Source organism: Pectobacterium aroidearum (genome assembly GCF_041228105.1).
Lineage (GTDB): Bacteria > Pseudomonadota > Gammaproteobacteria > Enterobacterales > Enterobacteriaceae > Pectobacterium > Pectobacterium aroidearum.
The window spans coordinates 2,581,484-2,602,471 of sequence record NZ_CP166097.1 but is presented as its reverse complement, the minus strand read 5'-3'; the positions used below and the strand labels follow the sequence as shown (position 1 = coordinate 2,602,471).

Sequence of the window (20,988 nt, the reverse complement as noted above, 5' to 3'; positions counted from 1 at the left end):
TGCAGGGGTGCAAGAAAAGCGACAGCACGCGATACACCTCGTCTGAGGTAGTCACTTTTTGACAAAAAACAATAAACGCCATTAACGAATAACAATGATTGACGCTGAGCGGTAAGCCCGTTAGCGTGACGTATTTCACGAACTCCGTTCATTTACAGGATACGACCGACATGCCAACCCAAACCGTCCGATGCCTGCGTTTACTGCCTTTAGCCAGCGTATTGCTAGTCGCCTGTAGCGTTCATCAACCCACCCAAACGGGTAAAAGCCCCACCTCGCCAGAGTGGCAACAGCATCAGCAAAAAGTACAGCAACTCAGCCAATATCAAACTCGCGGCGCTTTTGCCTATATCTCCGATAGCAAAAGAGTATCAGCCAATTTTTTCTGGCAGGACACACCGCCGCAGCGTTATCGACTGCTGCTGACCAACCCGCTCGGCAGCACCGAATTAGAACTGCGCGCCCAGCCTGACGGCGTACAGATCACCGATAACCAAGGCAAACGCTACGTGGGGAAAGATGCTGAATACATGATTCAGCAGCTCACCGGCATGGCGATCCCACTGAACAATCTGCGTCAGTGGATCCTCGGTATCCCAGGCGACGCCACCGAATTCACGCTGGATGAACGCTATCTGCTGAAAACCGTCACCTACCGTCAGGGTAACCAAAACTGGAATGTCAGCTATCAAAGCTACAACACCGAGCTGACGCCGCCGCTCCCAACCAGTCTGGAGCTGGTTCAGGGCGAACAGCGTATTAAGCTGAAAATGAATAACTGGATGGTTAAATAAGCGATGCAACCGACGGTTATCGAGACATGGCCAGCACCCGCCAAACTGAATTTGTTTCTTTATATTACTGGTCAGAGACAGGACGGGTATCACCTGTTGCAAACGCTATTCCAATTTCTGGATTACGGTGACACCCTGACGATTCAGCCACGTGATGACGACCAGATTAACCTGCTTACCCCCGTGGACGGTGTAGAGAACGAGCAAAACCTGATCGTCCGCGCCGCACGCTTATTACAGCAGCACTGTAAACGTCATAATATTCACCCTGCCCAGTTCGGTGCAGATATCCGTATCGATAAATGTCTGCCCATGGGCGGCGGGCTGGGCGGTGGTTCATCCAATGCAGCTACCGTTTTGGTTGCCCTTAACCATTTGTGGCAAAGTGGGCTGAGCGTTGATACGTTGGCCGATCTGGGATTGCAATTAGGTGCAGATGTTCCCGTCTTTGTTCGTGGGCATGCAGCCTTTGCCGAAGGCATTGGTGAGCGGTTAACACCCGCGAATCCGCCAGAGAAATGGTATCTGGTGGCTCACCCTGGCGTGAGTATCGCCACCCCGTTGATTTTCGGCGATCCGGAGTTGACGCGTAATTCGCCAGTTCGTGATTTAGAAACTTTATTAAACCAGACCTTCGTCAATGATTGTGAAGCTATCGCAAGAAAACGTTTTCGTGAGGTTGAACAGCTACTTTCATGGCTGCTAGAATATGCCCCGGCGCGCCTGACTGGAACGGGAGCTTGTGTGTTTGCAGAGTTTGACACCGAGTTCGCAGCCCGTCAGGTGCTTGACCAGGCCCCGGAATGGCTAAACGGTTTCGTCGCGCGAGGCGTTAACGTCTCTCCGCTACAACGTACGCTTTCCGGGCAACTTTAGGTTTTGCCACACACCGGCTGCCATGCGGCCAGTCTGTAGCAAACTTAATTCATACACCCGTATGCATATTGTGCCTGTTGCTCTCCCTGCCTGGCAGGCGCAATATTTCTCTGGACGCAAGCCTGAGGTTCTTCTCGTGCCTGATATGAAGCTTTTTGCTGGTAACGCCATCCCGGAACTAGCACAACGTATTGCCAACCGTTTGTACACTAGCCTTGGCGACGCCGCTGTCGGTCGTTTTAGCGATGGCGAAGTCAGCGTGCAAATCAATGAAAATGTACGCGGTGGTGATATTTTCATCATCCAGTCCACCTGTGCACCCACCAATGACAACCTGATGGAACTGGTTGTGATGGTCGATGCTCTGCGTCGCGCTTCCGCGGGACGTATTACCGCCGTTATCCCCTACTTCGGCTATGCCCGTCAGGACCGCCGTGTGCGTTCCGCACGTGTGCCAATCACCGCGAAAGTCGTTGCTGACTTCCTGTCCAGCGTCGGTGTTGACCGTGTTCTGACCGTCGATTTGCACGCTGAGCAGATTCAAGGTTTCTTCGATGTACCAGTAGATAACGTATTCGGTAGCCCGATCCTGCTGGAAGATATGCTGCAACAGAATCTGGAAAACCCAATCGTGGTTTCTCCTGATATCGGTGGCGTTGTGCGTGCCCGCGCAATCGCTAAACTGCTGAACGATACCGACATGGCAATCATCGACAAGCGCCGTCCGCGCGCCAACGTTTCTCAGGTGATGCACATCATCGGTGACGTCGCTGGCCGTGACTGTGTGCTGGTTGACGATATGATCGACACTGGCGGTACGCTGTGCAAAGCAGCTGAAGCGCTGAAGGAACGTGGGGCTAAACGTGTATTCGCTTATGCCACACACCCGATCTTCTCAGGCAATGCTTACGAGAACATCAAGAACTCTGTAATTGATGAAGTGATTGTCTGCGATACCATTCCGCTGGCGGAAAACATTCGTTCACTGCCGAATGTTCGTACGTTGACGCTGTCCGGTATGTTGGCCGAAGCGATTCGTCGTATCAGCAACGAAGAATCTATTTCTGCGATGTTTGAGCATTAATCGTTGCTGATCGGGTAACCGCTCGCAAACGATAATGAGGGAGCCACCTGTAACAAGGTGGCTTTCTTATTTTTATCACTGTAAAAAACGCTATCACTATAAAAAACAAAAAACCGCCATAGCAAAGCTACAGCGGCTCTCATGTTCAATTTTCATTAGCGCCGATGGCGCCTTAACGGTTATGGGTGACGTTGGCGGCGGCAACGCTTATCAAAGTGTTTAACCCACCAATAACGATCTGCGACTTCCTCACGCCCGCTAATACGTGCTCCCACTAACCAAAATATTGCACCAGAAAAAATACCGACCAGATCAATATAAGTCATATATTCAGGGACATTCAGTTTAGGGAACTGGCTGGCGATGGAAAAACCAATACCGCCAATCATCAGAATCATACCGAGCCCCATCAACATGTTACCCAATACTGTCACGTTTTTACGTTTCATCTGCCACCTCCAGATTAATTCTGTGGATGAATCGGAGTGCCATTACCGCTGACTTTCTTATTATTGATGTAATTATAGACAATAGTATGCTTGGATGATTGCGGGAGGGATCACAGATAAAAGGAATGATTAATATTTTTTTACGTTTAAACAAATAAATAGACGAAACTCGGAATAGTCACATCGCTAAACAAATAACATTGTATTTACATTCCAACACCGAGATTTTGCTATCCACCACACGGTGTGTAAACTAGCGCTTTCGTTTATCACGCTACCCTGCGTAAGTTTAAGCACGTAATCTGGAATATACCGTGAGCAGTATTAAATTAATTGTCGGCCTGGCGAATCCCGGCGCTGAATATGCCGCCACCCGCCATAATGCGGGCGCCTGGTTTGTTGATCGTCTGGCGGACGCGTACCGTCAACCGCTGAAAGAAGAAAGCAAATTTTTTGGTTACACATCCCGCCTGAATCTGGCTGGGCAAGATGTACGCCTGCTGGTTCCCACCACGTTCATGAACCTGAGTGGTAAGGCCGTCGCGGCAATGGCGACCTTCTATCGCATCCAGCCCGATGAAATTCTGGTTGCACACGATGAACTGGATTTATTACCGGGGATTGCCAAACTTAAACTGGGTGGCGGACACGGCGGTCACAACGGGCTGAAAGACATCATTAGTAAATTGGGTAATAACCCGAACTTTCATCGTTTACGCATTGGTATCGGCCATCCGGGTGATAAAAGCAAAGTTACTGGCTTTGTGTTGGGAAAACCACCGACAAGCGAGCAGACGTTGATCGACGATGCTATTGACGAAGCAGTACGCTGCACAGAAATTCTGATGAAAGAAGACATGATCAAAGCGATGAACCGCTTGCATGCCTTCAAACCGGCATAAACTGGTCAGAATGCGGATGGGAGATCGAGATAAATCGCCATTCCGTGTATAATCGGCCGAAATGTTTCCATTCTGACAGGCAAAATATAGCAATTGCCTGATTAATAAGTTATTTAAGGTGATATAAACATGGGATTCAAATGCGGTATCGTTGGGCTGCCTAACGTCGGTAAATCCACTCTGTTCAATGCGTTGACCAAAGCCGGCATCGAAGCGGCCAACTTCCCGTTTTGTACCATCGAGCCAAATACTGGCGTCGTGCCGATGCCCGATCCACGTCTGGACAAACTGGCCGAAATTGTTAAGCCACAGCGTATCCTCCCTACCACCATGGAATTTGTTGATATCGCCGGTCTGGTAAAAGGCGCGTCTAAAGGTGAAGGTTTGGGTAACCAGTTCCTGACCAACATCCGTGAAACGGAAGCTATTGGCCACGTTGTGCGCTGCTTCGAAAATGACAATATCATCCACGTAAACAACAAAGTTGACCCAGCGGATGACATCGACGTGATCAACACTGAGCTGGCGTTGTCTGACCTCGATACCTGTGAACGCGCCATTCATCGCGTGCAGAAAAGAGCCAAAGGCGGCGATAAAGATGCTAAAGCTGAACTGGCCGCGCTGGAGAAATGTTTACCGCAGTTGGAGAACGCCGGTATGCTGCGTTCGCTGGATTTAAGCGATGAAGATAAAGCAGCGATCAAATACCTGAGCTTCCTGACGCTGAAACCAACCATGTACATCGCCAACGTCAACGAAGACGGTTTCGAAAATAACCCGTACCTCGATAAAGTGCGCGAAATCGCTGCCGCTGAAGGTTCTGTCGTCGTGGCCGTCTGTGCCGCCGTTGAATCAGATATCGCGGAACTGGATGACGCTGACCGCGAAGAGTTTATGGCTGAGTTAGGCCTAGAAGAACCGGGACTGAACCGTGTTATCCGTGCGGGCTATGAACTGCTGAACCTGCAAACCTACTTCACCGCGGGCGTGAAAGAGGTTCGTGCATGGACCATCCCTGTCGGCGCTACCGCCCCGCAGGCCGCTGGTAAGATTCACACCGACTTCGAGAAAGGCTTCATCCGCGCGCAAACTATCGCCTATGAAGATTTCATTACCTACAAAGGTGAGCAAGGCGCGAAAGAAGCCGGAAAAATGCGTTCAGAAGGCAAGGACTACATCGTAAAAGATGGCGACGTCATGAACTTCCTGTTCAACGTCTAAATAAAATTTGTTGTCTCATGCGATATCACTGCATCGCATAAAGACCAATAAACCCTTTGAAATCCACGCAGTTGCGTGGATTTTTTCTTTCATAGCGTCTCATGTTATCTCATGGCAGCGCAGTCAAAAATGAGTACAGGCATGAGTACAATCAGTTTCCATCTTCATTTTAGGTGAGTACAATAGCGGTATAAGAAATAGACAAGGACTCGCTATGCTCACTGATACGCAATGCCGCACTGCTAAGCCGAAAGAAAAACTCTATCGACTCAATGACTTCAACGGTCTCTACCTCGAAGTGAAACCCAACGGCAAAAAGGCATGGCGCTATCGGTTTAAACTCAACGGCAAATCCAGCATGTTTGCGTTGGGCGAGTATCCAGCAGTAAAACTTGCCGAGGCGCGGGAGAAATGCGAGCAAGCACGTAAGCAAGTTGCAGAGGGAGTCAACCCGGCACAGGCTAAGCAACTAGATAAAATCCGCAAGGTCAACGATGCCTCCAACACCTTTGAGCTTATCGCCAAAGAGTGGTTGCAGATGAAAGACTGGGCCGACATCACCAAAACGCGCCGCCTCGATATGCTGGAGCGTGTGGTTTTCCCCGCCATCGGCAAACTTCCTATCAGGGAAATCACCCCGCACCACATTCTTAAAATTCTTCAGGAAACGGCTAAGCGCGGCGCTCCGACCGTTGCCGCTGAAGCCCGCCGCACTATTTCATCGGTTTTTGAGCTGGCGGTGGCGACGCTCAGAGCAGACAGCGATCCTGTATGGCCGGTGCGTAAGGCGATTCCGGCAAATAAAACGCAGCACAAACAGGCCTTGATCCCACAGCAAATCGGGAAACTATTAAGCTGTTTTGACAACAGTCGTGGCTCATACCAGGTTAACTATTGCATGTGGCTCATGTGGTGGACGCTGGCGCGCCCTGCCGAAGCTACCGAAGCGGAATGGGCAGAGTTCGATCTCGATAATGCGCTGTGGACCATTCCGGCAACGCGAATGAAAGCCCGCAGAGAACACGTCATTCCCCTTCCCTCACAAGCCATCAGCATGCTCAGAACGCTACAGGGATTAACCGGGCATCGACAGCACCTTTTTCCGGGCCGAGATAACCCGCGTGGTCCGATGACATCGCACTCGCTACGCCAGCTACTGAAAAGCCTCGGCTGGAGCGGAACGTATAGCCCGCATGCCACCCGAACCACCGGCAGCACACGTTTAAACGAGATGGGCTATCGGCCTGATGCTATCGAGGCTCAGCTTGCCCATGCTGATACCAATAATGTTCGCCGCACGTATAACCACGCGACTTATCTTGATGAACGCAAAGTGATGATGCAGGATTGGGCAGATAAGCTTGATAGATGGGTTCAGGCCACTGTCGAGGTATAATTTCAGAAGCGCGGGTACTGACTCGGCGTTATAATTTTTCTATTCCTCCTATCCCACCAATTCAGGGTTTTTACATGAGCCGATACCATGTTTCCAGTAGTGAAGGCCAATATGAGAAAGACTCTAGTGAACAGGTTTTAGCCAATAAATTGGGCATCTCCGATCCTGATGAGATTAACGGCGCTGAACTGGTACTTCTGGAACAACTTTATCATTCTGTTTTTGAAGAGCAGTTTCCTCTGGAGCAGATTACCGTCAATACGTTGAAAGGCTGGCATCGCCGTTGGTTAGGCAACATCTACGAATGGGCGGGACATGAAAGGACGGTAAATATCAGCAAAGGCGGCTTTATGTTCGCCCCGTCGGCACAATTGCCAAAATTACTGCACGAATTTGACACCCAATATCTGGCCCGTTATACGCCCTGTGCCAGCATGAGCAGAGAACAGCTCATCGAAGCGATTGCCATAATCCACGTAGAGCTGATCCTCATTCATCCCTTCAGAGAGGGGAACGGTCGCTTATCACGACTTTTAGCCGATGTGATGGCGGTTCAGGGGGGATACAAGCCCTTAGATTACCAAAGCTGGGAGCAGAATAAGACGGAGTATATTGCTGCTATCCATGCTGGTATGGCAATGGATTATGAACGTAGCGCCCTTGCAGGGCGAGCGTCACGGCTCTGCCGTTCCGATGGTGTTCATGCCCTGAGCTCCGTTTTATACTCTGCGGCATGTATATTCCGCGTCCCACAAAGTTGCTCTTCACCGTCGATGACGCCTGGAACCTGTTCCTCGTCAGGTTCCGCGACAACGTCACTCCCTGGACCCGCCTCTGTGTCGAGCACATGCTCGCCTGCGGTAGGGGCGCTACGTTCTGCAGGAGTCCGATGACAGTCGCCGGCCGACGGCGCGCTGACGCATTCGGCGGACGGGATTAAGAAGTGGCTGGCCCGCTCCATACCCAAAAAGTTTCGGCGGGAGGCTGGAAACAGTGTTATTAATCATCTCGGTGGGTTTAACAGATAAAGCAGGCCACAGGGTTTATCAATGAATGCAGGTAAAAATGGAGTTTTTATGTCAGAAAGTAACGAGTGCAAAAACGACAGTGCTGATGAGTTTGCGAATAAGAATATTCTTTTATCGCATAAAGAATATTACGGTAAGCCCGGTTCTGCAGATGAAATACTCAAGAATAAGGTCAGTAAAGAAACTCTTTCACAGCTTTCAATATTGTCATTTTTGAGCAATGAGGAAAAAAAGTTCAGGCGCTTTTTCTTAGGGAATTTATCGGGGAAGAGAGGTGATTTCAGCAATGGTTTTATATATGGCAGGATTCAGGCGCTTGAATGCTGGAAGCTGATTCTCTCCAGTGAAAATCCTGACAGGTGGGCTGGAAATAGCATGAGTGCCAGCGATTCATTAAATGTCCTGCATCAGTTATTAACGCATATAAATGATTACGACGTTCATGAGGATACTGGAACTTACTTTGTAAAGAATGCCATTCAAACCGCCAGAGATGATTTCAAGTTTAAATTGTATCGGGCGCATAAGATATTTTGCAGTGGGAAGAATATCGCCAGTTATGTCAGTGCGTATGAAAGAGACACCGGTTTTTCTGTAGAAGCTTACGTTAATGTAATTTTCGCTATAGTTCTTCGGATCCGGATGATGCGTAACTCCGAAGACTTCAGGGTACTGGAATTTTCAGAGTGGGTTATAGATCTGCACCAGTTCAGTCATGACACGGGCGTTGAGCTTAGTTTACTGACATCCATCATGGAGTCGGTATCCTTCGACCTTCGGGAAGGGGCTGAATTTTCTGTCTCCACTCTCAATAACCTGAATGACTATAGTCTTTTCAGAAATAAACCTTTTCTGAGGCTTTCGCCAACAGAATATTTACCCGTTGAAGGGCGCCTTGTTGAAGAACTGGTTTTCGATAATCTCTTTCATAAGGTTCATCTTCACTCAGGGAAAAACGAAGGGTTCATGAAGGACTTCGGGGCTGATTTTGAACATTACGTTCAGGGATTATGTAGAGATGCCTGCGCTATAAAAGGGGATGGTCGGTATGAATACATTCCTGAGTTTTCGTATGGTAAATCTAAATCAAAATCACCGGATGCAATGATCCTGTGTCCTAAGAATAAAACGCTTCTTGCCCTTGAGGTGAAATCGGCAAGATATTTAGATGTAATACTTACTGGTGATAATCAAACTGAAGCTATAGAGAAAAGTTTAGATAAACTATTATTTACACCGTGGGAGCAAGTTTATAAATCTATAGGCAAGATAGTAAAGCAAAAGCGTCATCCTAAAATAACACAAGGCAATGCCTATATGTTTGCCATCATAACAATGAATGAAATCCCGCTGTCTTACATAACGCCTAGAATGATTTTTAATAGTGTAGATAGTAGTAGAAGCTTTTATTCTCTTGGCATTCATACCTTTGAGTTGCTTTTAGCAATTTTGACTCAGTCGCACGATTATAATATATATGATCTTTTACTTTACGCTTACGATCAAAGGTTCAAAGATAAAGAGAAAGTATCCATAAAAACAACGTTATTGAGAATTTACAGATCTTATGACGACTCAAGCTTACTTGACGCTGCTGTTGCAAAGTTTATAGTCGAAAAACAAGAAGAATTTTTTGACAGCTACAGGCCATAAGGGTTCTGTTGCATTAAGGCTTCGTCTGGTGCCACTGCTGGACGAGCGTCACCGCTTCGCGGTTCCGGGGGTTTGCATGTCCCGAGCCCGACTTTATACTCTGCGGCATGTATATTCCCCGCCCTGCCAAACTGCTCTTCACCGTCGATGACGGCTGGAACAGGTATCTCGGTTCGAATGGCGACAGCATAACGCCCTGGACCCGACTCTGCGTAGAGCGCATGCTCGCCTGCGGCACCGCCGCCATGGGCGTTCGCCGCTACTGCTGCGCATCGGCAGACTGCACCCACTCCCGCTTTTTCTGCCAGAGCTGCAAGTCAAAGGCCTGCAGCTCCTGCGGCTTCAAAGCCACGGAGCAGTGGGTGTCGCAGCAGAGCCACATCCTCCCCGACTGCGACTGGCAGCACATTACCTTTACCATGCCCCATCTGCTATGGCCGTTTTTTAACAACCACTGGCCCCTGCTCAACCAGCTTTTTCAGGCCGCCACCCGGGCCATGCTCCGCTGGGCACGTAAGCAGGGCGTGGAAGTCGGCATCTTCTGCGCCCTGCATACCTACGGCCGCCAGCTCAACCAGCATCCGCACATTCATGTCTCCGTCACACGCGGCGGACTTGATGTAAAACACGGCGTCTGGCGAGACCTCTTCTTTAAAAAGCATGCCGTGGAGGAGATCTGGCGCGGTGCCGTCATCCGCCTGCTGCGGGAAAGTTATGACCAGATCAACCCCGCCAGCCTGCCCGGCTATGGTCACCTCCGGGATGAAAAACAGTGGCGCCGCTATCTGGATGCGCAGTACGGGCGCTACTGGAAGGTCCACTTCGCGAAAAAGACCCGGGGTGCCTGGCGGAGCGTCAAATATCTCGGGCGGTATCTGAAGCGGCCACCGGTATCGGCGGCGAAGCTGAGACACTACAGCGGCGGCGCCGTGGTGCACCACTATTACGATCACCGCACGCAGCAGCACCGGAAACAGACGCTGACCCAGGAAGAGATGCTCAGGCGCTACATCAGCCACGTGCCGGCGAAGCATTTTAAAATGGTGCGCTACTACGGCTTTTTGTCCAACCGGAAACGGGGCGAGCTGCTGCCGAAGGTGTATGACGCCCTGCAGATGGAAGCGCGGGAAAAACCAGAGCAGCCGGGCTTCGCCGCGCTGATGAAGGAATTTCTGCGCACAGATCCCTACAAATGCATTCTGTGCGGTAACCGGCTGCGCTTCAGCGGCGCAGAGGCTGGTAGGCATGCGACCGAATTAGTGGCAGAAAGGCTGCACGGCATCGACCGGAAACGATGGCTTCTGGCACAGGCTGCAGGATAAGTGCGCCTGAAAAATGGGTGTCAGGTCAAAAAGTCACCGAAAACCGCATTTTATCGCCATAAGTGGCATTATCGCCCGCTATCACTGCTCTCCAGAATACTATGTTCATGGTCAGGATATTTTTAAAACGCTTTTCCAGTCTCCTAACCATGGACCGATGAAACACTGGGTTGGATTGGCGTTAAGGTATGATTAAAGCCCAGTTCCCCATACTTGGCTGGTATTCTCTCAAAGTTTTATTTGTCGATTTTTTATTTAGGGGGGCGTGATTACCCGCCCCAAATTTTTAAGTGATAAAGCCTGATTTTTGTTGTTGCCGGTTAATGCAATTGAACGTAGTGATTATTATCGCATAAAGAACTCAGTGATTGATCCTTACTCAGTATACAGTTGCAGCAACATGAAAGGCTTTTAAAGCCTAACCCAACCACCGCCGTAACTTGGCCCAAATGGTGGTCGGCTTGCCCTTCGTCCCCGCAGACTCCTTAGTAGAATCTGTCTTCAACTCTCCAGGATCTGTGGTCGGTTCAGTTTGTGAGTAGTAACGCGCCTTAGCTGCCTTGTCGCGACGCTTCTCCGCCTCGATCTTAGCTTTGTCCCAAGGCCCAGCGGCTATCACCCTGTTACCTTGAATAACATAGTGAGATCGACAGGGCAAATTCCAATTGCCGACCGATGGCCAAAGCGAAATTGTCTCGCCGTCAAAGGTTAGTTTCCAGTCTGTTGGAGTCAGTGGTGTCACTACTTCAAGGCCACAGCCGCAACAACAACTATGGACCACGGTGCCGTACTCCATTGAAACATACAAAATACCAGGTTCAAGTTCACGCGGAATCCCCTTTACGAAGCGAGGAGTAAGCTGGTTATGACGTATCATAGCGAATCACCATTCAGCAGCATATTTCCGTCAGTCGTATAGGAACAGTGGTGCTCATTTTCAAGGTCACGATAAAAACCAAGGAGTTTCTTCCATTTAATTACGGCAAGTGCCGCATTCATCATATTTAATTCAGCGACTTGGATATTTGATGCATAAATATTTTCTGCGCCCCCCCCTTCGAAAGACACTCGCTTACGAATGTGATCACGCTTGTTTGGGGTACTAACCGTCACACGAAGGATGCCACCAAGCGAACCGTTTACTAGTTCGAGGCCCATTCCCACATCCACAAAGGACACTCCCATATCTTCTAGCTTCTGTACCACCAAGCGCTTCGACTCACCAGAGTCCATGCAAAGGAAGGCGAAGGTGATTCCGTCCAGAAGGTTGAGATTACCAGCGTCGATTTGCACTGCATGAGGCACGATATGACGGTGCATCTTACCGTAGATGCCTGCCAAGTAATCTACTTTCTTAGGTACCTCGCGGAGAATGTCGATTGAAGGTGCTCCTGGGGCGCGGAAAGCGTTATGTTGAAGAAAATCATCACCGTCAATTAGACGTATCTCGCTCACTGGTGTTTTCGCCACCTGGTCCAGAACATAGGAACCGGTGCCACCAACACCGAGGATAGCGATGCGCTGACCTTCAAGCCGTGCGGTCAACGCACCAATGCCTACTCGGTCCGATGCAGTTTCCAGATAGTTGAATACGCAGCCCTCTTCATCGTCGGGATTTTTAAATACTCGCGGAGTAACGCCAGGTTTGAGGGTAGCCGCGTGGCCAGAAATGATTGTCGCATACGTAGTCATCTTCTGGTGGTAATCGCGGTAACCCTCTGGCCCAGGTTTGCTGGAGAACATGTGCTGAGCACTCAGCCCATGTCCCAGATTCACCGCTAAGCTCTGATTAGCAATAGCCTGGATGGGTGCACCTTGGGCTGTGCACGGAAAATCTCCATCGAAGTGAATCGTGTGCGGCTCGGGCTTTTGCGTAACGTTTCCAGACATGCAAAGGCTCGATATGAGCGTGCCAGTCTTAACCTCCAACTGTGCGTTAACGTACGGCACTTCACGCATAACCAAGAAACCCCCTACGATTTGTACGTAGTACCCTTCCTCGCGCAAGCGCTTAAGATCACTATTAAGACTGAATGGTGCGGCTGACATTGATCACGCTCCCATTCTTTACTTCAACAAAGGCACCAGTAGCCAATTCACCACTGTGTGGTTTTGAGCTCACCCCGCGATACGTAATTGAGTACACGATCTCAGGTGTTGGAGCTTCCCCCGGGTAAGCGATAGCGACTAACTGATCGAATGTTTGGTGACTATCACATACCTGGACTTCGCGACCATTGACTACGATGTCAATTTTCGGTTTGCGCTTTGGTGCAGTGATGAAGTGCTCAACCCCCGGGGCGGTAAGATCTACGGCTTCGTTCAGTTCAATCTGACGATCGTTTCCACCACGAATAACCATGAAAACGGCATCTCCGTCACTGGGTTTCGCCAGGTCGTATAACGCGGAACCTGAAATTGCGGGCTTACCCCATGATACTTGGCTCTCATTGATAGTCAGTTTGAAATCGCGATCGGTCTGGAAGGCTACAAAGCGCTCTGCGCCTCGACCGCGTAAATCGAAGGGTTCATCAAGGCGCAAGTCTTCGAAATCCCCCGTTTCAAGAATAGCAAACAGGCTATAATCATCATTTGCACGTAGGCCAGCAGCAATCAGGATCTGACGACCCAGTGGTACAGGATCATTGACTTCGATTGCGCGAAAATCCAGGTTTTCCTGTGCGAAGAGGATTCGGAATGCGCGTGCCGAACGCAGATCGCGGCCTTCGCGAATTGCCTCTCCTACATCGTCAATATCGTTTATATTTTCAGTATTCATTTTGCATCACCTTTTGAGTTTGGCCAGACGATGTCTGGCTCTACTACTCAATCGATGCAGGTCAATCAAACCGGTAAATTTTTTTTAGATTTTTTTTAGCACGCCTGAAGGAGTCAATCCGCAGACGAAAAATGCCGGACAGGAGGGACATACTCGAGATGATGGCTCTGCTGGAAAGGCTCCTTTAACTATTGAGTCAAGGGTGTTAAGGATTTTTTTATGCCTATTATCCAACTGCTTAGCGGACAGGACGATTGGGGTCACAGTTTGGTCAGAAAGGTGTACTAACTCCACTATTGCATCTGGAAAAGCCTGTCGTGCTGCGAGTACAAAGGCCGCCGCGCCTAAGTCAGATTCTTCTTTATCTCTTTTATGTCCTGTTCTAACCCGGCGAAATGTTTTGCGTCCATCTGGATGAACCAATACATCGTCAGGCTGTACGGTGATAGACGTTTCCCCAAGCTTCATTGTAAAGGCACAAGTTGCTTCAGAGTTGTGGCCTTCCCTAATCGAAGCGAAATAACTAACCATACCAATAGCTAGTGACTTAAATTCAGGAGCGTAACCGTGTTCAGCTAGGCCTTCGACAGCAAATGCCTGCGTGACCCTATCTTCTATGTCCGTTATTTGTACGGGCACAGTGTTGGCCAACTCCTGGAATACATTGCGAACAGCATCGTGCATCTTTAGGAATGGCGTTGGAGTACGCCGTCCTCCAATTTGGAGAATGTGCGTATAGAAGAAACGGCGAGGGCAGGACTCATACAGGGAAATCTGAGCACCACTTAGAACTAGGTCTCCGCTGATAACCCAATCCACAGGTAATGACTCGGGCTTTTCGATTACCGCATGTAGAGGCTTTACGTTATTTTGAACTAAGCTGGACCCTATACGGTTTAAAAAGTCAGATAACTTTCGGGTGCTGCCAGCAGCATTCCGCGTAGTAGCATAGAGAAATAGCCGATCTTCAGCTCTGGACAAGGCAACGTAGAATAAGCATTCTCTCTCCGCCTTATACTCCAGATTAAATTGCTCCTTGGCGTTGGACCCACCCCCTGCAATCATGCCATTGGGTGGTGGGCAAACCTGCTTCTGCGGATTACCTGGTAAAGTATCTGCGTTCATGCCGGGTAAGTGAATCACGGGGAATTCGAGTCCCTTTGCCCCATGAATGGTCATGAGACGCACTGCATCAATGCTTTGTGCTGCCGTCGGAAGCTGCCGAAGATCGCGATCATCCCCTAGCCGAACCAAACGGCGGATGCGATCTAATGTGCGAGTGATAAATACCCCTTCCCCGCTAAGGGGTTGTGCTCGTAAAAAATTGAGCAACTGCCAAGTTGCGATACATTGGGAGCGGACACTGCAGTCTGTTGATGTTGCCATACGGGCCGTGATTCGTGTCCTGTCTAAAAGTACAGTTGCCAGCACGCTCCAGGGGGAGTCATTTGCACTAAAACCGCTAAGTGTTTTAACAAGCTGATTTAAGGCTGTGCGCCCATTGTCTGAGATCTGAAAGTCATCGATTTTGGTTTTCCAATCACTTCCGGTTTCATCTTCACGCAGATGTGTAAGGATACTGCCAACATCATCCAGTGACATCGTAAACTCAGGCAGGCAAGCTATTCGCACCAAGCCCATTGCACGACGATCTACTAAGAGGGAGAGCAGTGTCAGCCAATCCTTAATCTCGGGGCGCTCAAATACACTACCCAAGTAAAGTACAGGGATGCCTAAGAGCTCGAGTTGTTGCCCGATTTCTGAAAGCTTCTCATTGCCTGTGCACAGGATTGCCTGATCACTGTATTTGTAACCGGAGTTCTGCATCTCCTTTATCGCGTCCGCAATAGAGGGCGCTTGAAGAAATCCTTGATCTACGCAACGCAGCTCAGGTTTCTGGGCATCACTTGTCCGTTCTGCGTTTAAACCACTGTCAGCATCCCCTACAGCCATATTCAGCGCAAAATTTGAAAATGCCGACACTATTTCGGGTACGGACCGGTAGTTCGTTTTTAAACGATATCGCAACCCGCCGGGGAAATCCTCATTCCCAAAACGAGTCATGTTGAACGACGAAGCGCCTCTGAAGCGATAGATTGACTGCTTAGCGTCTCCAACCACCCACAAGTTTTCGCCATCGCCACAAAGGGCTTTTAGCAGTCGTACGCTACTATGGTTCACATCCTGATATTCATCGACTAGAACGTGCTCATAAGTGGATTGGATGTGAGATCGAATGGCTTCATTTTCTTCAAGAAGCGTCACTGGCAATGAAACCAAGTCCCCAAAGTCAATGCATCGAGCCTGCTTTTTGATGGTTTCGTAAGTGGCGTATACTTTGGCGACTTCAATGGCTTTTTCTGCCGTTGCTATATCTTCAATACCAACAGCTCTATCGCGCATGGCCTGTGCCAACGCGAGGTAGGTATTTGCATCGACTACCTCGTCCTTGGCACGAGAGATGCCGGTGAGGATGTCAGCAATCATCCGGGTTGGATCGTAAAGATTGCGATAATGAACCAGATCTAATACAGGAAACTCATGTTCCAGCAGTTCTACTGCTTCCGTCCGGTCCAGCAGTCGAGGGTCGAGCGGCAAATTCAGTTCGTCGTGAAATCGACGAATCAGATCGAGGCCGAATGAGTGGAAAGTGCCAATCCACATTGCAGCTGCAGCTTGCGTGTCAACGCGAGCGATCCTTTCAGCCATTTCTCCCGCAGCTTTGTTAGAGAACGTCAGCAAAAGAATTTTTCGTGGATCTACGCCATCGGAAAGCAATCCTTTTACCCGTCCCACTAGAGTCTGAGTCTTGCCCGTACCAGGCCCGGCCTCAAGCAGAAAGGCCGGGCCTCGATGGGCGGCGGCTTTATCCTGCTCTGCGTTCAATGGGTATTCAATCGCGGGCTCTATATCTTCAGGTAAAGGTGGGGGTAGTAACAATGCATCAAAGATCTGTTGAGCAACCACATCGAATGGAGCACCAAGCTTCTCTGCAATACTTAACGCACTCATCCCATCCAGATAAAGCGCTTTTACTACATGCCGGGGAAGCAGAAACTCACGAGCAAATAGATCCATTTGGACCTCTCGACGCTGCCTGCGACTATAGTCTACAACCCGCTCAACTCCCATCGGAGAAGCTTCTGAGGTTCTTGTTGGGTCTATAATATAGCCTTGGTCATCCTCTTCAATGCCGTCGCCAAGTTCAGCGTGACCAATTTCATGGGCAACTAGGAACGCTTGTTCAAAAAGGGTTGTGCATTTTTCGTGGAGAATGAACTTCTCATTTGGGAAAAAACGTGCTCGCGCGCCTCTCAGACTAGGTGAGCCTTTATTTGTGCTCTCTACGTCAAAGCCCCGCCTCTTTGCCTCAGCAACAGCAAATTCGTAGGAGGTCCACGGGTCATGTCCAGCAGCAACAGCCTGGTCATGTAGGGCAGCAGCGGCCTTACGGGCCAATTCCACTGCTTGCACGTTAGATGTCCCCGTCCATTAAGATCGTGATTTCTTCCTCAGACAAATCAGCATCTCGGAGGAGTTGTTCGAAAGTAATCTTCTCTACATCACCCGGTTTAAAGTCGGACTTATAACTTCCTGAGACCGCCATGGCTGGCTGTTCAAGTGAGGCAAAGAGTTGCTGCACGCTGGTCTGCAGCAATTCAGCAAACCTAATCAGAAGTCGCTGGGGAACGGATTCGGCAACTACGTTTCGCTCCTTAAATGCCATGATCACCTGTCGAGGCAGGTTCAGATCTTTTGAGATATCGCGCATTTTTTGAACCGACAGATCAGCGAATGGATCTGCAATCGTTTTTCCCGGTGCAATTTGAATGCGTGTGACGGCCGAGTTGATTAAACGTCGATCAGACTCTGAGAGCGGGGTTTCATCCTCGGTTAATGTTCTGGACATTTCGCGAGATAGATCAATAATATCAGAGGAAAATGCTGGATAGGCCAGAAGGTACTTTTGCAGAGTGGCTTTACCCACGTCATGCTCTATCGAAAATGACTCCAGTACCTCTTCCAGGGATGCCTGAGGTGAAAGTCCCGTCATCATATTCCCCCTTGAAGTAATATACGAAGATGTGAGAGTGCCTTCTTTTTATGATTACGAATAGTCTTTTCAGCCTTATCGAGTGCCTTAGAAATGGTTATCTCATTCGGGTCCGTCGAGTCTATTGGAATATCTAACCGGGTCATCTCAATGATTCTCTGCTGCAGTTCGGGTAGAGACTCAATCGCCGCATCTAGATTACAACGGTAACGATAATTATCGAATGCTGTTTTTTCAAAAGGATCATAACCTTCTAACGCAGCCTCAACCTCTGGTGCAATGTCTGCCGAATCATCGTCAAACCCCAAATCAGTATTTCTGTTCTCGGATCGATAAGACCTCTTTAGAGCGTCGTTTTTTAAACTCAACAAAGCCAGATCAAAACGTATTTCGAACATGTCCAACCGCTCCTCGTAGCCTGCTTTGTCAAGCATAAGCATCTCAACGAAGCGGTCAAACACCCCCTCTCGAATGTCGCTATTCGTCATTGATATAGTATTTCTGCCTAGACTTTCGGCTCTAGGAAGCGTCCTAAGCACTCGTTCCGACAGAACCCTGAAGAGCTGTTCAAAAAGAGATGGGTTAGTTGATACGCTTCGTCGAACGAAATAAAGAAGACATTCGCTGGGTATGTATTGAGAATGTGTCCTACTCTGCTTACACAGAGCTACCAGATCTCTGTCAGTAAGAATACTAAGTTCCGATAATCTGGATTCATTTATAGGTATGCGTGTGTACGGCTTTCCAGCCTCGGTTTTTTTTTGAAGAGGAACGATCAATGCAACCTCCATCAGATTATTCGAGCATAGAGTAGGTGCCTTGTACTTGCATTAGCACAGCTGAGCTCAACCATTTTCAATGCTATGAGTACATTAGCGCCATCAATGTGCGTACGCAAAAAAGTGCCGAAAAGCTACCACTGCATCTGGTTTAGGTTTTTGATGAATCGAGACATCACATTTTTATGTGGCTTTGGTCACAAGATCATCTCCACACTATTGACAACGATGTCTGCTTTGGCACTGGCTATGTGAAAAACCTGACCAAGAACTGAAATGCATGTGTAATATGTAAAATCTGAAATTGATCGACTGGTTAGGCACCGGATTTTACGCATGGGCGCGGTTATCAGCACTATTTTATTTGTGGCAGTATCCGTGACAAAAAAGATTTCATACAGCCTAGGCACTGAGCCGACTGCCAACCCTACTCAAATGCAGAGTAACCACAATTTATGGCCCACGTCTAAATCAATAGATTTATCAAACCGCAAGACGAAGATGAGCAAACTTCTTACGAATTGCCTCAAGTGAGGCTTCAATTTTGGTCGAGGACTGACCTGTCTCTACCGCTGTTGAGGTAGCGACTGAACGGGCAATATCAGCGCGGGAAGGCTTAGCATAAGAAACTCGCGTTTTTTTGTCGTTGCTCATCATGGCTCCTGAAAGTCTGAATTTTTAGGCTCAAAACCACCCTGTAAACATTATACCAAGTTTTCCGCGCAACTTCACATAATCAAACGAGTAGATACCCTACTAATGGCTTATAGTGCCAGCCCTTTTAGCAAGACATCCAGTACGAAACACTCTGCTGAATACACAGCATTATAGGCGGCTGGTTGCCTCCCCGTGCCCAGCCGCCCTATTCACGAAAGAGTCTTTAGTGCTTCTTAGTCAATTCAAGATAAGGATGCTTCCATTTTATCGGTTTACTGCTCACCATCCCATCATGCTCAATCGAACCACAAACGCCGGGATTAGCCAAAATTGCCTCATAGACGGCTTTGCTTTCAACGCCCTGAATCATGTGGGACAAGATGCGCCGACGCACGGCCGCAGTGATCTTCTCAGGTTTCACCATATAAGTCTGGCGAACGGCATTACGTATGGCCCAACCACGGCCAGGGCAGTTAACATGCTCGTTCAAATAACGGTTCACTAACCGCTTAAGCGCCCTTCTCACTGGCCGGACAAATGCAACCCATTCATCGGCCTTAACAACCGCTTGATCATATCCATAAATCTCACACAATGCTTTGAATGCATTGCTGTCCTGATGCTTGCGAAACTCGCCAAGCGAGTAGATTAGCGTATAGATAAACAGTTTGGCGGTTTTATCATCAACATTGAATCGGCTCATGATTTTCTTTTTGGTGATCTTCGTCAGGCGTTTGCAACTGATACCATATCGCTCAAGTTCATGCCGGATAATGGTTAGCTGACTACTTTTGATATCGTAGTTATACCCCTCAAACACAGCCCATTTGATGACGGATTTTAGCGCCTGAAAACCCCCATTCTTCTCGAAGGAACGTGTCCCCCGGTTTGCTAGCTTATACTCAGGAAAATACTCGACGACCAGCGGAACGCTGGAAACCATTCGACATCCGCGATCGACAAGATGATGCAGGAAATGAGTCTTTTGCAGCACTTCCCTTTCGTTCTTTGGCTGATACGCTTGTAGCTTATCCAGATTAATACGCAAACCGCCCATATTGGCATAAACCTGGCGCATATAGTCGTGAGTTTCGCGCGATGCATGCCGGGTAGCATGCCTGGGCTTTTTACAGTGAGACAGCGCCTGTTGTATCAGTTGCTCTTCTGACATGAGTTTAGTGTCTCGCTGGCGTTTTCCTGTAGACAGGTAAATATAACGATCGTCTCGCTGTTTATACTCACGCGGAGACACATTAAACCAGCGTTTGAGATGGGCTTTAGATAAAGAAAACGTACGGCACTTATGTTTTTCGAATGAGTGCGGATTAATATCAATAATCCCCGCATCTTTAAGTAACTCAAGCGCTCTGTTACAACACAGATTTCTTGATTGCTCAAATACAAAAGGCAGTTTCTTTTTCCCTAATACACTGGGTATTGGCGAGTATTGCGTCCATGGGGTATCCGCAGGCGTTTCTTTCGCATAAAGGAAGTTATTGCAAATCAAGTGTTGAAGGATTCTTTGTATATCCAAATAGAATGATGGCGATTGCCTTTTATCTTGTCCCTGAAAGGGAATGGTATATACATCTTCAATGAATCTGTCGTAGGTTTGCTGTGTAACTAGAATACCACGCTTAATGATGTAGCCCATAATACCGCCTCGTAGTTTGACCGTTGCATAACACAGAAAGCACTAGTGTTTTTTTACAACTTCAATTACGACGGCTAATTTTTTGTCTCATGCTACTCAATACTCATTTTACTAACGCTCCGCTCCTCCCCGCTCTATTTCGCTCTTTCGCATATCACTATTAATATGGTAAGTCATACACACACTATATACTGGTAAATACAACGTTAGACCGTCAAACAACTTCACGGCCGTTAGTAACTTACTCTTTTGGTAGAATAGCGGTCAGCAAGTAGGAATAACAATTCTGTGTTATGTGTGAAAAGCTTATTCCCTGATACCTGAGCAACAAACAGGGCAA

Annotated in this window: 17 protein-coding genes and 1 pseudogene; 9 read left to right on the top strand and 9 right to left on the bottom strand. The window is 48.5% G+C overall.

The features are described 5' to 3' along the window. Nucleotides 1-170 precede the first annotated feature (170 nt). From lolB to prs, 3 genes are all read left to right on the top strand, one after another. Nucleotides 171-794 (top strand): lipoprotein insertase outer membrane protein LolB, encoded by a 624-nt coding sequence (gene lolB / locus AB8809_RS11910; RefSeq protein WP_349855916.1) that lies wholly within the window; start codon nt 171-173, stop codon nt 792-794. A 3-nt stretch (nt 795-797) separates the two neighbouring features. Beyond that, entirely contained in the window at nt 798-1,670 is an 873-nt protein-coding gene (ispE, locus tag AB8809_RS11905) for a 4-(cytidine 5'-diphospho)-2-C-methyl-D-erythritol kinase (protein WP_182100250.1), read from the top strand. Between the two features lie 136 nt (nt 1,671-1,806). Further along, complete coding sequence (prs, locus tag AB8809_RS11900) at nt 1,807-2,754, top strand: ribose-phosphate diphosphokinase (protein WP_010274915.1); 948 nt, start codon at nt 1,807-1,809, stop codon at nt 2,752-2,754. A 179-nt stretch (nt 2,755-2,933) separates the two neighbouring features. On the opposite strand, the gene ychH is transcribed toward prs, so the two are convergent. Then, the gene (gene ychH, locus AB8809_RS11895) at nt 2,934-3,203 is read right to left on the bottom strand and encodes a stress-induced protein YchH (protein ID WP_205946528.1); all 270 of its coding nucleotides are present in this window, start codon (nt 3,201-3,203) and stop codon (nt 2,934-2,936) included. A 314-nt stretch (nt 3,204-3,517) separates the two neighbouring features. Here ychH and pth point away from each other — a divergent pair, with 314 nt between their 5' ends. The 6 genes and pseudogenes from pth (at nt 3,518) to AB8809_RS11865 (ending at nt 10,725) form a co-directional block, all read left to right on the top strand. Continuing rightward, nucleotides 3,518-4,105 (top strand): aminoacyl-tRNA hydrolase, encoded by a 588-nt coding sequence (gene pth / locus AB8809_RS11890; RefSeq protein ID WP_015840350.1) that lies wholly within the window; start codon nt 3,518-3,520, stop codon nt 4,103-4,105. 129 nt (nt 4,106-4,234) lie between these two features. Continuing rightward, nucleotides 4,235-5,326 carry a redox-regulated ATPase YchF gene (ychF, locus tag AB8809_RS11885; RefSeq protein WP_015840351.1) on the top strand — a complete coding sequence of 364 codons (1,092 nt, stop codon included), beginning with the start codon at nt 4,235-4,237 and terminating at the stop codon, nt 5,324-5,326. A 214-nt stretch (nt 5,327-5,540) separates the two neighbouring features. After that, nucleotides 5,541-6,722, top strand: coding sequence for an integrase arm-type DNA-binding domain-containing protein (locus tag AB8809_RS11880; protein ID WP_349855915.1), 1,182 nt, complete (start codon nt 5,541-5,543; stop codon nt 6,720-6,722). A 74-nt stretch (nt 6,723-6,796) separates the two neighbouring features. Continuing rightward, nucleotides 6,797-7,372, top strand: a pseudogene (locus AB8809_RS11875) (Fic/DOC family protein); the annotation flags it as partial. Nucleotides 7,373-7,771: 399 nt separating this feature from the next. Continuing rightward, the gene (locus AB8809_RS11870; protein WP_349855914.1) at nt 7,772-9,403 is read left to right on the top strand and encodes a hypothetical protein; all 1,632 of its coding nucleotides are present in this window, start codon (nt 7,772-7,774) and stop codon (nt 9,401-9,403) included. A 107-nt stretch (nt 9,404-9,510) separates the two neighbouring features. Further along, entirely contained in the window at nt 9,511-10,725 is a 1,215-nt protein-coding gene (locus AB8809_RS11865) for an IS91 family transposase (protein ID WP_349855913.1), read from the top strand. A 418-nt stretch (nt 10,726-11,143) separates the two neighbouring features. Here AB8809_RS11865 and AB8809_RS11860 read toward each other — a convergent pair whose 3' ends face one another. The 8 genes from AB8809_RS11860 to AB8809_RS11825 form a co-directional block, all read right to left on the bottom strand. Then, complete coding sequence (locus tag AB8809_RS11860) at nt 11,144-11,521, bottom strand: DUF6527 family protein (protein ID WP_349855953.1); 378 nt, start codon at nt 11,519-11,521, stop codon at nt 11,144-11,146. A gap of 77 nt (nt 11,522-11,598) precedes the next feature. Next, complete coding sequence (locus tag AB8809_RS11855) at nt 11,599-12,774, bottom strand: ThiF family adenylyltransferase (protein WP_349855912.1); 1,176 nt, start codon at nt 12,772-12,774, stop codon at nt 11,599-11,601. Next, the gene (locus tag AB8809_RS11850; protein ID WP_349855911.1) at nt 12,749-13,504 is read right to left on the bottom strand and encodes a multiubiquitin domain-containing protein; all 756 of its coding nucleotides are present in this window, start codon (nt 13,502-13,504) and stop codon (nt 12,749-12,751) included. Before AB8809_RS11850 ends, AB8809_RS11855 begins: the two co-directional genes overlap by 26 nt. A gap of 84 nt (nt 13,505-13,588) precedes the next feature. Beyond that, nucleotides 13,589-16,978 (bottom strand): UvrD-helicase domain-containing protein, encoded by a 3,390-nt coding sequence (locus AB8809_RS11845; protein ID WP_349855910.1) that lies wholly within the window; start codon nt 16,976-16,978, stop codon nt 13,589-13,591. Between the two features lies 1 nt (nt 16,979). Continuing rightward, nucleotides 16,980-17,561 (bottom strand): hypothetical protein, encoded by a 582-nt coding sequence (locus tag AB8809_RS11840; RefSeq protein WP_349855909.1) that lies wholly within the window; start codon nt 17,559-17,561, stop codon nt 16,980-16,982. After that, nucleotides 17,558-18,046: a hypothetical protein gene (locus AB8809_RS11835; protein WP_349855908.1), complete on the bottom strand. Its 489-nt coding sequence runs from the start codon at nt 18,044-18,046 to the stop codon at nt 17,558-17,560. The genes AB8809_RS11840 and AB8809_RS11835 overlap by 4 nt, the downstream gene beginning before the upstream one ends. A gap of 774 nt (nt 18,047-18,820) precedes the next feature. Then, nucleotides 18,821-18,991, bottom strand: coding sequence for a hypothetical protein (locus AB8809_RS11830; protein WP_349855907.1), 171 nt, complete (start codon nt 18,989-18,991; stop codon nt 18,821-18,823). A gap of 226 nt (nt 18,992-19,217) precedes the next feature. Then, complete coding sequence (locus AB8809_RS11825) at nt 19,218-20,648, bottom strand: hypothetical protein (protein ID WP_349855906.1); 1,431 nt, start codon at nt 20,646-20,648, stop codon at nt 19,218-19,220. Nucleotides 20,649-20,988: the final 340 nt, after the last annotated feature.

Coding starts and splice junctions, on each gene's coding strand:
- lolB (WP_349855916.1), top strand. CDS start 171: ATGCCAACCCAAACCGTCCGATGCCTGCGTTTACTGCCTTTAGCCAGC.
- ispE (WP_182100250.1), top strand. CDS start 798: ATGCAACCGACGGTTATCGAGACATGGCCAGCACCCGCCAAACTGAAT.
- ychH (WP_205946528.1), bottom strand. CDS start 3,203: ATGAAACGTAAAAACGTGACAGTATTGGGTAACATGTTGATGGGGCTC.
- ychF (WP_015840351.1), top strand. CDS start 4,235: ATGGGATTCAAATGCGGTATCGTTGGGCTGCCTAACGTCGGTAAATCC.
- AB8809_RS11880 (WP_349855915.1), top strand. CDS start 5,541: ATGCTCACTGATACGCAATGCCGCACTGCTAAGCCGAAAGAAAAACTC.
- AB8809_RS11870 (WP_349855914.1), top strand. CDS start 7,772: ATGAATGCAGGTAAAAATGGAGTTTTTATGTCAGAAAGTAACGAGTGC.
- AB8809_RS11865 (WP_349855913.1), top strand. CDS start 9,511: ATGTATATTCCCCGCCCTGCCAAACTGCTCTTCACCGTCGATGACGGC.
- AB8809_RS11860 (WP_349855953.1), bottom strand. CDS start 11,521: ATGGAGTACGGCACCGTGGTCCATAGTTGTTGTTGCGGCTGTGGCCTT.
- AB8809_RS11855 (WP_349855912.1), bottom strand. CDS start 12,774: ATGTCAGCCGCACCATTCAGTCTTAATAGTGATCTTAAGCGCTTGCGC.
- AB8809_RS11850 (WP_349855911.1), bottom strand. CDS start 13,504: ATGAATACTGAAAATATAAACGATATTGACGATGTAGGAGAGGCAATT.
- AB8809_RS11840 (WP_349855909.1), bottom strand. CDS start 17,561: ATGATGACGGGACTTTCACCTCAGGCATCCCTGGAAGAGGTACTGGAG.
- AB8809_RS11835 (WP_349855908.1), bottom strand. CDS start 18,046: ATGACGAATAGCGACATTCGAGAGGGGGTGTTTGACCGCTTCGTTGAG.
- AB8809_RS11830 (WP_349855907.1), bottom strand. CDS start 18,991: ATGAGCAACGACAAAAAAACGCGAGTTTCTTATGCTAAGCCTTCCCGC.
- AB8809_RS11825 (WP_349855906.1), bottom strand. CDS start 20,648: ATGGGCTACATCATTAAGCGTGGTATTCTAGTTACACAGCAAACCTAC.